This window comes from Saprospira grandis DSM 2844, from assembly GCF_000275825.1.
Classification (GTDB): domain Bacteria; phylum Bacteroidota; class Bacteroidia; order Chitinophagales; family Saprospiraceae; genus Saprospira; species Saprospira grandis_A.
Genome location: NZ_JH719942.1, coordinates 3,153,835 through 3,166,853, shown reverse-complemented (window position 1 = coordinate 3,166,853; position 13,019 = coordinate 3,153,835). Strand labels below are relative to the sequence as shown.

Sequence of the window (13,019 nt, the reverse complement as noted above, 5' to 3'; positions counted from 1 at the left end):
CCCGACCAAGGGCGGAACGAAGTGGAGCCCGCAGGGCCGAGCAGACCTGCGAGCCCGGGACAGCCCGACCCGCCCGATAATTCATGAGGGTTTCAACCCTCATTTTGTGTAGCTTCGCAAAGCGATACCGCTTTGCGCTGGGTTTTAACCTAGCGGAAGGGGCAGCCCCAAAAAATAATACCCATTAAAATGTAAAAGCCGCTAGCTCCTCTCAGAACTAACGGCTTTCTATGATGTACGTCTTTTCCAGACTATTTGACCAACTTCATCTCGTCAATCAACCAACTGGCCTGACCATAACGATCAATGACCCAAAGCACATAGCGAATATCTACCGCAATGTTGCGACAGCGGGACTCATCAAACATGAAATCGCTCATGGTGCTCTCCCAACTGCGGTCAAAGTTGATGCCCATCAAACGGCCTTTGGCATCAATGACAGGGCTACCCGAGTTTCCTCCTGTAGTATGATTTGAGGCCGTAAAACAAACCCAAAGCTCCCCATCCTGGGTATAAGGGCCAAAATCTTTGGCCTCATAGAGATCCATAAAACGCTGCGGCAAATCAAAATCAGGATGGTCTTTCTGATACTTTTGCATCACACCATCAATGGTGGTATAGGGCAAATAAGCCATGCCATCATGCGGGGCAGAACCCTCTAGTTTACCGTAGGCAATCCGCAAGGTAGAGTTGGCATCTGACCAATGGCGCTGCTTGGGAAACATCGTCAAGGCGCCTTTTACATAGGTTTCCATCAGCTCCTCTTCCTGAGCCTGAAAAGCCCCATAGCTAGGCGCCACTTTCTGCAAGTAGTTGCTGTACAGACTAGCCGCCAGCTGCAAAGCAGGATCTTTGGCCAATTCAGCCGCCGCTTTGGCATCAAAGTTCTCCAAAATAGCCGCTACTTTCTTTTCCTGAAGCAACTTAGAGCCCGTAAAAATAGCCTTTCCAATAGCCGCCCAAGCTTCTGCAAAATCATCGGGCAAAAGGCTGTTGTCCATATAGTTGACATAGAGGGGCGTGAGTTGCTCATAAATCTTTTGGTCAATGCCCAAGTCGTAGTTCTTGAAAAAAGCGGTATTCGCCTCTTTCAAGCGAGCAATTTCTGCCTCTAGCTTGCCCGCAGCCTCTAGTTCTTCGTAGCGGTTGGCCAAGTTATTAAAGCCGTAGCTAAAACGCAAAAATTCTGGCCCAACAAAGAAGTACTCAATAAATAAGGCTCTGGCAAATTCATATTTCTGATTCTCTTCCTGCAATTTGGCCAAGTCCTCTAAAACGGTCCCAAACTCTTCGGTCCATTCTTCCTTGATCTGCGCTCTAGTGTTGTACTTTTTCTCCCAATGCGCCTTTTTGTCCAAGGCCTTGAGGTCACGCAATCCCCCCAACTGACCAATCCATTTTTTCCAAGCATTGGCTATAGAAGCCTGCTTAGAAGCATACTTGATGCGAATTTCATCAGAGTTGTTCATAGCAGGCTTGATGATGCCCAAACTGCTCTCTCTCATCTTGATTCTCGCTGGACGCTCCTGCTGCATGTAAAAGCCCAATTTGGCCGAAGAATAATGCTGGTCAGTACGACCCGGAAAACCATAGACCATCGTAAAGTCCCCCTCTTTTTTGTCTTTCATGCTAATGGGCAAAAAATGAGCAGGCTTGTAGGGACGATTGGCCTCACTGTAATCCGCCGGCGCATTGTCCTCATCCGAATAAATCCGAAATACAGAAAAATCCCCCGTATGACGAGGCCATACCCAGTTGTCGGTATCCCCTCCATATTTTCCAATGGCCGAAGGAGGCGCCCCCACTAAACGAATGTCGTTGTAGTCTTGGGTAATCAACATATAATAAACGTTCCCCTTATGAAAAGGCTTAATTTTGGCCTTGTAGCCCTTTTCTGCCCCCGCAGCCGCTTCCAAAGCCTTAATATTAGCCGAAACTTTTACCGCCTTTTCTTCTTCGGTCATGGCCTCTGTGGTCCCTTTCAATACATCAAAAGTAACCTCCCGCATCTCTTTGACAAAGGTGACATGCATCCAAGGACAAGCCAGTTCTTCCGAACGATTTTTAGCCCAAAATCCATGCTTTAGATAGTCGTTCTCTAAAGAAGAATGCTGCTGAATGGCATCAAATCCACAGTGGTGGTTGGTCAATAATAATCCCTGTTTAGAGACCAATTCTGCCGTACAGCCCCCATCAAACTGAACAATCGCATCCTTCAAACTCGATTTGTTGGTCGAGTAAATCTGCGAGGGCTTGAGCTTTAATCCATAGGTCTTCATATCCGAGTAGAACATGTCTATCAAGGCCGGAATCCACATGCCCTCTCCCGCCCAACTCATAGGCATAAAGAGCAATAAGGCGACTACAAATGCTAATAATTTTTTCATTAGTTATTTTTAAGTTAGATAATGTTTCTGCTGTTTTGGGGCTGCCCCGCCCTGCGGGCGGGTCGGGCTGTGTCGTGGCTCGCAGGTCTGCTCGGCCCTGCAGTTTTTTCGCTACGCTCAAAAACTTGGGTCTGCGGCTTCGCCGCCCCACTTTCCATCCCTCAGCCTGCGGGCCTAACGGCCCTGTACACTGCATAATTTCAACAGACTAAAAGAATTGCTTTAATAGTTGCTTGGCTGCTTCTCTAAATCTGCTATTTTGGTCCTCCGCCCAAGCCTTTAGCCGCTTTTCTTGGGCCGCTTCAGCTTTGGGACTTAGCGCAAAGTTGGCCAAAAACTGATAAAATTGATAGTCTTTGTTTTGCCCTAAGTTAAGGTCTTCTGTATACAATTGCGCAAAACGCTTGAGCTGTCCCCTCGCCTTGGCATATTGGTCCTGACGCAAATAAATGGCGGCCAATCCCTCTATCAGTTCGTAGTTATCGGGAGCCGTTTGTAAGAGTTGGACCAACACTTTTTCACTCTTTTCATAGTCGTAGTTCTCAAAATATAAGCGCGCTAGGGCAAAGAGTTCCTCAAATTCTGGCGCAATGGCCGTGGCCCGCTCATAATAAGGTACCGCTTTATGGTATTTCTGCTCCGGCAAATAAGCAAAGCCCATCATTTTGTAGAGGTCCGCATCAAAGGCGTTAATGGCCTCGGCCTTGCCTAGGGCCTCCTCCGCCAAAGCAAGCTCGCCTTTCAAGATGTATAATAGGACCAATGATTTATGAATCAAAAAGGGATTTTCTGGCGCTGTTTTCAACATCTTTAGGTAGTCTTGCTCTAAGGCCTTTAAGGCCGCTAGCTGCTCCCCCTTGGCCCTTAACTGAAAAGGCTTTTTTGCGCCAAACTGATCGAGCTCCATAAAAAAGACTTTATAAAATAAAGCCGTCAATTGGGCCGTCTTTAAGGCCAAGTTAATCCGCAAAACCTGCGGATTTTCCCGCTGCGCCCGCTCCAAAAAACGAAGGTCCAACTCAAATTTAGCCAGCTCTTCTCCCCCACTATTCTCCAGCTCTGCTGGCAGTTGCTGCATGGCCCGATAAGTGGTAAACAATAAGGCCGTTACATAAATATTAGGATCTCGAGGATCCAACTGATAGGCCGTATCCAACTGCCGCTCGGCCTTCTCTAACTGAAAGGTCTGCAACTGATAGAGGGCCAATTGGGCCCTGGCCCGCGCTAATTTGGGCTGCCGCTGACAAAAAGCCTCCCATAAGGTGGGCAAACTCTCGAGGTTCCCTACGGTCAACATCATATAACTAATGTCTTCTAACACTTCTATGTTGGAGGGGTTGGCCTCATAGAGCTCTACCGCATAGTTGTAGGCCTTTTGCAAATAGGGAAAGCCCTTCTCTGGCTGGCCCAAATCATAATAACTCTGATAAATGTCGATCAATAAATCAATGTCGTTCTCCAATTTAGGGTCCTCATAGGCCAAAATCAATTCTTCTAAACTGCGCTCTGGAGCTACCGCCTCTGGCGGCAACTCTGGCTCTAACATAGAGCGGTTGTAACTCAAGATAATGCTGGCATTTACCTCCGGAAAAGCCGCCGCCTGCCGAATGGCCAGACTGTCTCGCCCATCTCGCAAAAGTTGGGCAGCTAAACCATAGGGAAGCAAAAAAATGATAAATAAAAGAGCGGTTCTGATCATGATAGTTTGCTTTTTTTTATGGGGAAATGAGTGGCTGGTCTAGAGGAGCGAAGCGACTGGCTGAGGGATGGATAGCAGTGGCCCGCAGGGCCAGACCAAAGCGCTGAAAGCGCTGCAGGGCCGAGCGAACAGCGAGCTGCGCCACAGCCCGACCCAAGGCCGTAGGCCGCAGGGGCAGCCCCCAAAAAAAACTAATCCTGCTGCTTAACACTTTCAATATGCTCAATCAAAGCAGGCAAGGACCAAGCCGATTCTATGCTATAATCCCCAATTTTGGTCCGCCGAAGGGCCGTCAAATAGGCGGCATTATCTAGGGCTCGACCAAAATCATAGGCCAAAGAGCGAATGTAAGTCCCTTTGCTACAAGCTACCTCAAAATCGACCAAAGGCAAGTCGGTATGGGTCAGTTGAAAGTCAAAAATCTCGACATTTCGGGCCTTGCGCTCTACTTCCTTGCCCTTTCTGGCCAATTTATAGAGGGCTTGTCCCTTAATTTTCACCGCCGAAAACATGGGCGGATATTGGGCAATAGGGCCCAAAAACTGCTGTCTGGCCTGCTCCAAAGCCGCCGCATCAATGCCCGCAATAGATTGCTGCTCTGTCTCTTCAGATTCGGCATCATAGGAGGGCGTTGTGGCCCCCAACTTGAGCTGGCCCGTATAGCTTTTGGGCATGCCCTGCAAACCATCTATTTTCTTGGTATATTTGCCCGTGCAAATGAGCAACAAGCCCGTGGCCAAGGGGTCTAAGGTGCCGGCATGCCCCACCTTAATTTTCTTGACGCCCAAACTGCGGCAAAGGGCATAGCGAATTTTATTGACCACATCAAAAGAGGTCCATTCCAAAGGTTTATCGACTAAAAGGAGGGCGCCCGCCTGAAAATCGTAGGGCGCAGTTTGATTGAGTACTTCCAAGGTATTTATTTTGATGGTCATCGAAGAAAGAAGGGGGCCCAAAGCGCTGGCCCTAGCTGGGCAAAGCTAGGCTTTTTTGAGCAGTTTTGCTAGGGCCTAGGCCTTTTTGAGTAGTTCTAGGCAAAGGCGGTTTGGCCCATCGGCCTGCTTGAATTGCTGCCCCAAACGACGGCCCAAAACGGCCAAAATTGCTTTGTCTTGGGCCAATACATACTGGGCCTCCCGCTCAAATTGACTCAGCCCCTCATCTTTATAATATTTACTGAGCTTTTTGCTTTGGCCGCCCATACCCAAGGGCCGAAAACGGTCGCCGGCCTGCTGTTGGCGCAGAAAAAGCCCCTTAGTGAGCTGCTCAGGCAATAGGCCCTCCCCTTTTTGCGCCCAATAGAGCCCTAAAGTTTGCCCCTGGCCTAGCTCTAGCCGAATTTCTTGGCCCATTTCGGGAATTGGCAGGGCCAAAGCGGCCAAAGGCGGCTGCTCGGCGGGGCCCAAAACTAGGCCCCAGGCCATTTCTTGCAAGCGATAATTGGGCGCCAAATGCAGGCCGCCCGCCTGCTGCTGCCGCTTGCTCCAAATATTCTGAATCTGCTTGGGGGCAAAGCCCAAAGGCCGCAACCAATATTGTAGAAAAAGCGCGGGCTCCGAGCATTGGGCTAAGTTTTTCCAGCTCAAACGGGCCAGTTCCCCATTTTTTCCAGGGGCTAGCAAGCGCTGCCGATAAGCCTGCATCTCCTTTTGGATAAAGCGGTTTTCCTCTCGCAAAAGGCCAATATTTTGGGCCAAACGCTCCTTATAATTTGGATAAGCCCGCTGGATTTCGGGCAAAACCCGATTTCGCAGAAAATTCCGCTTGTACTTGACTTCCTGATTAGATTGGTCTTCTTTCCAGACTATATTTTGGGCCAAAGCATAGCTTTTTAGGGCCGATTTTGGGGCAGATAAAAGCGGGCGGCAGAGCTTTCGTTGCTCATCTTTGGGCAAAATTCCCTGCATACTGCCCAGGCCTCCGCCTCTTAGCTGCTGCAAGAAAAAAGTCTCTAATAAATCATCTAAATGATGGGCGGTCAGGATGTATTTGGCCCCAACTTGCTGCCGAACTTCCTCAAAATACTGATAGCGCAGGCTCCTGGCCCGAGCTTGCAAATTGCCGCCCTGCTGGGCCAATTCCTGGCCCAAATCATAGGTTTTAGTATAGAAAGGGATGTCTTTTTCTTGGGCCAATTGGGCCAAAAAATCGGCTTCTTCCTGGGCGGTTGCTCGCAACTGATAATTAAAATGCACCCAAACTTGCGGCTGCGCCCAACTCATTAGTAAATGGGCCAAAACCATAGAATCTAGGCCCCCGCTGATGCCCAAAACGAGGCGGTCCTCTCCTATCTCAAAAAGTGATTGGGCTGCAATTTCCTCTTGAAGGTGCTGGGCTAAAGACATAAACAAAAAGGCAATTATAAGGTATTTGCTAATCGGATTTTTTTTTGGGGCTTCCCCGCCCTGCGGGCGGGTCGGGCTGTGCAGTGGCTCGCAGGTCTGCTCGGCCCTGCGGCGCTTGCAGCGCCTGGGTCTGCGGCTTTGCCGCACCACTTTCCATCCCTAAGCCTTAGGCGCTGCGCGCCTTGGCGGCGGCTAAAGCCGCCTGTAGGAGCGATAAAAAAAGCTCTTTCCGTAGAGAAAGAGCTTTTTTTGAGGACCAAAATTAGGCTTTAAACTTATGCCATTCGGCCTCTACCTCCTTTTGCAGGCTTTGGAGGTCCTTATGTTCCTTAAACAACTGGCGAAGAGGGTGAAACTTATGCATTGAGGGTGCGACAAACTGCTCTACATCGGCTTTTTTGATGCTCTTTTCGCTCAAAATGATGAGTCGTTCAATGACATTGCGTAGCTCTCGGATATTTCCGGTCCAATCCATTTCTTGCAAAAGGGCCAGGGCATCGGCCTCCACTTTTTTGGCGGGGCGGCCATAATCTTGGCAGATGGCTTCTACAAAATGCTCGACCAACAAGGGAATATCTTCCTTTCGTTGGTTGAGAGAAGGGACCTGAATAATAATCACGGCCAAGCGGTGGTATAAATCTTCACGGAAGCGGCCTGCATTGATTTCCTCTCGCAAATCTTTATTGGTAGCGGCCACCACTCTTACATCTACTTTGATCTCCTTATCGCCACCTACTCGAGTGATGCGGTTTTCTTGTAGGGCTCGGAGGACCTTAGCTTGGGCCGAGAGGCTCATATCGCCAATTTCGTCTAAGAAGAGGGTCCCGCCATTGGCCTGTTCAAACTTGCCGATCCGTTGTTTTACGGCAGAAGTAAAGGCGCCTTTTTCGTGGCCAAACAATTCGCTTTCAATGAGTTCGGAGGGAATAGCTGCACAATTTACCTCTACGATAGGTTTATCGGAGCGATTACTTTTTTCGTGCATCCAGCGGGCCACTAGTTCTTTACCGGTTCCGTTTGGACCGGTAACCAAGACTCGGGCATCGGTGGGGGCTACTCGGTCTATGGTGTCCTTAATGCGTTGCACCCCATCTGACTTACCAATAATTTCTTGGGTCTTACTCTTTTTGATTCTTCTTTTGAGGACCTTAGTTTCGCTTACCAAAGAAGATTTATCGAGGGCATTGCGGATTGTAATGAGCAGGCGGTTGAGATCTGGGGGTTTAGAGATATAATCAAAAGCGCCTTTTTTGACGGTCTCGACGGCGGTATCGATATCGCCATGGCCTGAGATCATAATTACGGGTAGGTCGGGTTGGAGGATTTGGACTCTTTCGAGGACCTCCATACCGTCCATTTTGGGCATTTTAATATCGCAGATAGCTGCATCATAGCCCCCTTTTTTGAGTTTGGAGAGGGCATTGATACCATCTTTGGCCTCATCTACCTTGTAGTCTTCCATTTCTAGAATATCGCGCAATACATTGCGGATACTCTCTTCATCATCAATGATTAGTATTTTCACCATAGGGTTTGCTCTTTTTATAGGGGCTTAAGATAAAGATTATAGGTCATTTTTAAAATTGGGCGGCAGTTTTATTGAAGAAGAGCGTTAGAGCGCTGGGTATTTAATTGGCCGAAGGCCAAACGGCCTAGCGATGTGCAGCAGTGGCCGTCAGGCCAGACCCAGCGGGCGAAGCCCGCGCAGGGCCGAGCGAATAGCGAGCTGCGGAACGTAGCGCCGCAAGGCGAAGCCGCAGCGGAGGCCCCAAAACCTCAGCGAGCCCCAAAGCGACAACAAGCCCTTTAGGGCGCAGTTCGACGACCAAAGGGAGTAACCGCCGCAAGGCCGCAGGCCGCAGCGGAGGCCCCAAAAGTAGATCAAAAAAAAGGGAAGAGATGATTTTAGGCAAGTTCTCTAAAAAAAGCGTATTTTTGGGGCTTGAATTAGATGACATTATAACGTACCATGGCAAAAAAGCTAAATAGAGGACAGGGAGTTGGGGCCCTATTTTCGAAAATCAATCCCAATATTGAGGTAAATAAAGAGGAGCTGGTTCGGGAATTATCGAATACGGTGGCGGATATTCCGGTAGATCAGATTAGTTTCAATCCGGACAATCCTCGTTTAGAGTTTGATGAGGAGGCTTTATTGCAGCTATCGGAATCGATTAAGAAGCATGGGTTGATTCAGCCGATAACGGTAAGGCATTTGGGGGAGAATCGGTTTCAGCTCATTTCTGGGGAGCGTCGGTTGCGGGCCTCTAAGCTAGCGGCATTGGGTCAGGTACCGGCCTATATTCGGGTGGCCAATGACGAGGCCATGTTAGAATTGGCCTTGATTGAGAACATTCAGCGGCAGGACTTGAATGCGATAGAGATTGCGAGTACTTATCAGCGGATGATGGATGAGTTAAAGTTGACGGAGGAGCAATTATCTAAGCGGGTAAATAAGAAGCGGAGCACGGTGAGTAATTATGTACGTTTGCTACGTTTGCCGGGTCAGATTCAGAATGCGATTAAGGCTCGGCAGATCTCTATGGGTCATGCTCGGGCTTTGGCGGGCTTGAATGAGGAGCAATTGCAGAGTATTTTGTTTGAGGCGACGATGGAGGAGAAGTTATCGGTGCGCAAGGTAGAGCAATACAGCAAGCTTTTGCAGAAGGGCAACTCATTGGACAAGGCGATTATGGGTTTAAAGTCGGGGTTAATTGCCTTGGGTCATTTGGCGGAATTGAGTCGTTTGGAGAAATTGGACGAGCAGCTTTATTTGTATAAAGAGATCATTCGGTCCAACTGGTCGGTAGAAGAGACTCGTCTTTGGTTGGACAAGCAATTGGCGAAAAAGGAGGGCGAAGAAGTGCCGAAAGAGGAGAAGAAAAAAGTTTTGCCTGCGGCCTATCAGAATTTGCAAGAGCGTTTAAAATCTCAGTTGGGGGCCAAGGTGCAGCTCAGGGCCAATGAAAAGGGCAAGGGGCAGATCATCATCAACTTTATGGACCCTGATGATTTGGAGCGAATATTAGAGCAACTCAACTATGAAGCATAGTATTTTATTTGCTTTTCTGCTGCTATTGTCTTGTCCTTTATGGGGGCAGGACAGTTTGCGTTTGGTCTCAGAGGCTGGGCCAAGGGCGAAGGCAAAAGCGAGGCAACTGGACCCACAGAAAGCCTGGCGTTGGGCTTTAATTCCGGGCGGCGGACAAATTTACAATCGTCGGTATTGGAAACTGCCTATTGTTTATGGGGGCATAGGGGCTTTAGTGTATCTATCTATAGATAATCGCCAAAAATATCAGTGTTATCGGCAGTCCTATTTAGCGGTGGTAGACAGTGATCCGAATACTATAAATACTTGTGATCCCAGTTTGACCGATGCTCAATTAAAAATCTTGCGAGATGCATATCGTCAGCAGTACGAGTATTCTGTAGCGGGATTGGTTGGGTTTTATGGGCTAACGATACTAGATGCTTTTGTAGACGCTCACTTGAGTAGTTTTGATGTGAGTGACGACCTTAGTTTGCATTGGAATATTGGCGGGCGGCCGCATTATCAGGCTTTTTCTGGGCAGATGGGATATCATCCGGAGTTACAGCTTCAGTTACGTCCTCGGCGAGAGCAAAAAAAGCGGCCCATTCCTCATTTCTGATTATTGGTCATTTATGCACAAGCGGCTATTTTTTGTTTTTTTCTATTGTTTTCTTTCGCCTTTATCGGCTCAAAATTGGGGTTGGAGTAGTTATTTGGACCTCAACATTTACCAGAACTATCAGCAAGCGCAACTTTTGGGGCAAGAGGGGGCTTCGGCTGGGCAGTGGCTCAATATATTGCCGGGGGTAGGTTTTGGGGTATATCGGCGGGGCAAAAAGGGGAAGAGCTATCAGTTATTATTGGCTATGGAGTACCAGCCCTTTGCGATGAACAGCCAGGACTATGGGGGGTTGGGGAGTCTTTCTTTTCCTCTTTTGTTTCGGGCTAGGCATCGGTTTAGCAAAAAAGAAATCGGGATGGGGGGGTTTATGAGTTTGGGTGCGGGGGTACAGTGGAGTCGGATTCATTTATATGATCGGCCAGAAAGCCTGCGGCAATTGCCCAACCCTTATTTTTATAGCTGGGTAGTAGAATTAGCATTTGGTTTGGAGCAATTGGTCCAATTTGAGGTTGAGCAAAAGCGTCGTTTTGCCTTCTTTTTTCGCTTTGGCAGTTCAGAATTGGGGGCCGAGACCCTAAACTTTGGTTTGCGTTTGGGGTTTGACAAGCCTTTTTCGGCTCCTTTTCGGCAATTTTAGATAAAAAAAGGGAGCAGCTTTCGCTGCTCCCATTCACATTCCAATTAAAAAAGTAGTCTACTTCCCTTTGCCCATATTTTTGGCTTGTTCCATAGCGATTTCGCGCACAGCCTTAAAGGAGTCTGCAGAAGAAGAATTTTCTAGTGCTTTGACGGCCAACTGTTGAGCTTGGCGTTGAGTATCTTCTAGTTGTGCATAGAGCTTATGGATTTGGTCCTTTTGTTTATCCAAGGTACTATTCAAATCATCAATAATATGTTGTAGGGCGTTGAGTTCGCCTTCTTGCTCGGTTTTGAGCATTTTCATTTTGACCTTATGATCTCTTTCGACGATTCCCTTGGCTTCGGCTTCGGCTTTTTTGACCTCTTTACGGAGTTTTTCTTCTAGTTCGTCAAAATCGGCCTTGTATTTTGCCTGTTCCTCTTCTTGTTCCTTTACTGATTTCTCTTCAGTGGTCCAAGCATCTTCTTTTTGTTCCTGAATCGTTTGCAATTCGAGTTCGAGCTGATTTGATTTCTGTTTATAGTTATCGTCCTCGATTTTGCGTTCTTGCTTCAGTTGGTAGTCGTATTGTTCTTTATTGCGGCTACGTTCTTGTTCGGCCTCGCGTTGCATTTCGGCAATTTCTTCCGATTTGAGTTCTTGTTCTTTATCCCAGCTTTTTTGCTGTTCTTCGAGTTGTTCTTTATAGGCTTTTTCTTTGGCCTCAAATTCCTCTTCAAATTGTTTTTGGCTCGCTAGATATTCCTCAATAATTTTGAGCATGCTATCGGCATCCACCTCAATATTATAGAGTTTTTGGATTTCTTGGCCTTCTTCTTCTAGTTTAGTTTGAAGATTTTGGAGTTTTTCGGCTTCAATAGCTTGCAGGGCAGAATTATCGCTAAAAGCGGGAGCGATGCCTTGTTCTACGGCTTTGAGGGTGGCAATAATCCCTTCCAAGTTTTTGAGCTCAGCCGTTTTATAGACCACTTTTTCTTGGATTACGGTTTTTGTGCTGCTCGTTGTGCTAGGAGCGGGAGCTTTATTTTTGAGTTGTTTTTCCAAATCCTTGACCTTAGTCAGCGCCTCTTTATAGGCATTCATGATTTGGTTTTTGGTATTGCGCATGGATACGGCCATGATATATATAATTTAGAGTTGAAGACAAAAAGAAGATACAAAAGATAAAAGAAGAGATTTTAACTCCCCAAGCTCGCAAAGAAAACAGAATCATCTGGCTAATGGAGTAAAATAGCGGCTGGCGCTGTACTCCCTAGGGGTTTGGGAGCTGGGGCGTTAAAAAATCCCTCTACATTTTTGGCCTAACTATTTAGGAGGCCTGTTTATTTTCTAGTGCTTTAATAGAAAGCGCCTGCATTTGAGCCACAGCTTCTTTGAGCTCGGCCTTGAGTTTTTCGATTTCAGATTTTTGGTTTTCCAAGCGATTAGACAAACTCTCAATTTGGAGCTCGGCAATTTTGCGCTTGCTTTCCATTTCCTTTTCATAAAGTTCTAGGGCCTCTTTGGCATCTCGGTTGGCCTCTTTAAAGGATTTGTCTTTGGCTTTTTTGACCTCCTCTTCTAGTTCGGCCTCAAAACCATCCACTTTTTCTTTATGCTCCTTAAATTCCTCGGCTTTTTCTTCTAGCCATTTTAGGCGCTGATTCCAGTCTTTTTGTTTTTCTCTTTCTTCCTCATCTAGTTTGCGCAAAAGCTGCGTTTTCCGCATCTCAAAGGCGTCTTTTTCTCGCAAATAGCGGCGTTCGAGCTGATAGCGATATTCTTCTAGTTCTTGCTCTCGCATTTTTTCCAATTGAGCCTTATTTTCGGCCTGCTCTTCTTGGAAACTAGAAATTTCTTGCTCCCAATCGGCTCTTTGCTCCTGCATTTCTTCTTGCAAAGTTTCTAAGGCCTCTTTATGCTCTTCTTCCAATTCTTCGGCTCTTTGCTTTTGCTCCTGCTGAAGGATGAAAAGCGCATTGGCCGCAATTTTTGTTTGATAGCGGGCTTCTAGGTTTTTTTCTTGTACCTTGAGGGCGGTCCGCATTTTTTCGAGCTGCTCCACTTCGGCCAATACTTGCTCCCGAAGCGTCTCGGTGCTGCTCGCTACCTCCCATTGTAGGTCTGCAATTTTTTTAATGATCCCTTGAGGACTGAGGCCTTCAGTTTCTTCCAAAAGGGCGGCTTCTCTTTCCAATCTTGCCGATTCTTCTTTGGTCAGAATCGCTTTTTGTTGGACTTCATACTGGGCCAATAACTGCTTAAAGGCCTTTTGGACTTCTTCTTTGGACTTCAAAGATTTGCTCATGCGTAATG

At 47.4% G+C, this 13,019-nt stretch carries 10 protein-coding genes; 3 read left to right on the top strand and 7 right to left on the bottom strand.

What is annotated here, in order from left to right; all coding sequences use genetic code 11:
* Positions 1-251 precede the first annotated feature (251 nt).
* The 5 genes from SAPGRDRAFT_RS14390 to SAPGRDRAFT_RS14370 form a co-directional block, all read right to left on the bottom strand.
* Complete coding sequence (locus tag SAPGRDRAFT_RS14390) at positions 252-2,387, bottom strand: S46 family peptidase (RefSeq protein ID WP_002659981.1); 2,136 nt, start codon at positions 2,385-2,387, stop codon at positions 252-254.
* Between the two features lie 208 nt (positions 2,388-2,595).
* On the bottom strand, positions 2,596-4,086 hold the full coding sequence (locus SAPGRDRAFT_RS14385) for a tetratricopeptide repeat protein (protein WP_002659980.1): 1,491 nt from the start codon (positions 4,084-4,086) through the stop codon (positions 2,596-2,598).
* 191 nt (positions 4,087-4,277) lie between these two features.
* Complete coding sequence (gene truB, locus SAPGRDRAFT_RS14380; RefSeq protein WP_002659979.1) at positions 4,278-5,021, bottom strand: tRNA pseudouridine(55) synthase TruB; 744 nt, start codon at positions 5,019-5,021, stop codon at positions 4,278-4,280.
* 75 nt (positions 5,022-5,096) lie between these two features.
* Positions 5,097-6,431: a tRNA lysidine(34) synthetase TilS gene (gene tilS, locus SAPGRDRAFT_RS14375; RefSeq protein ID WP_002659978.1), complete on the bottom strand. Its 1,335-nt coding sequence runs from the start codon at positions 6,429-6,431 to the stop codon at positions 5,097-5,099.
* Positions 6,432-6,693: 262 nt separating this feature from the next.
* Positions 6,694-7,959 carry a sigma-54-dependent transcriptional regulator gene (locus SAPGRDRAFT_RS14370; RefSeq protein ID WP_002659977.1) on the bottom strand — a complete coding sequence of 422 codons (1,266 nt, stop codon included), beginning with the start codon at positions 7,957-7,959 and terminating at the stop codon, positions 6,694-6,696.
* 441 nt (positions 7,960-8,400) lie between these two features.
* Between SAPGRDRAFT_RS14370 and SAPGRDRAFT_RS14360 the strand changes: the two genes are divergently transcribed.
* The 3 genes from SAPGRDRAFT_RS14360 to SAPGRDRAFT_RS14350 are packed head-to-tail and all read left to right on the top strand — an operon-like array spanning position 8,401 to position 10,721.
* The gene (locus tag SAPGRDRAFT_RS14360; RefSeq protein WP_002659975.1) at positions 8,401-9,480 is read left to right on the top strand and encodes a ParB/RepB/Spo0J family partition protein; all 1,080 of its coding nucleotides are present in this window, start codon (positions 8,401-8,403) and stop codon (positions 9,478-9,480) included.
* Positions 9,470-10,081 carry a DUF5683 domain-containing protein gene (locus tag SAPGRDRAFT_RS14355; RefSeq protein WP_002659974.1) on the top strand — a complete coding sequence of 204 codons (612 nt, stop codon included), beginning with the start codon at positions 9,470-9,472 and terminating at the stop codon, positions 10,079-10,081. The genes SAPGRDRAFT_RS14360 and SAPGRDRAFT_RS14355 overlap by 11 nt, the downstream gene beginning before the upstream one ends.
* 13 nt (positions 10,082-10,094) lie before the next feature.
* Positions 10,095-10,721, top strand: a complete 627-nt coding sequence (locus SAPGRDRAFT_RS14350; RefSeq protein ID WP_002659973.1) for a hypothetical protein — start codon at positions 10,095-10,097, stop codon at positions 10,719-10,721.
* 57 nt (positions 10,722-10,778) lie between these two features.
* On the opposite strand, the gene SAPGRDRAFT_RS14345 is transcribed toward SAPGRDRAFT_RS14350, so the two are convergent.
* Both SAPGRDRAFT_RS14345 and SAPGRDRAFT_RS14340 read right to left on the bottom strand, forming a co-directional pair.
* Positions 10,779-11,843, bottom strand: coding sequence for a hypothetical protein (locus tag SAPGRDRAFT_RS14345; protein ID WP_002659972.1), 1,065 nt, complete (start codon positions 11,841-11,843; stop codon positions 10,779-10,781).
* A gap of 190 nt (positions 11,844-12,033) precedes the next feature.
* A complete protein-coding gene (locus tag SAPGRDRAFT_RS14340; RefSeq protein ID WP_002659971.1) occupies positions 12,034-13,011 on the bottom strand; it encodes a hypothetical protein in 978 nt (325 codons plus the stop codon).
* Positions 13,012-13,019: the final 8 nt, after the last annotated feature.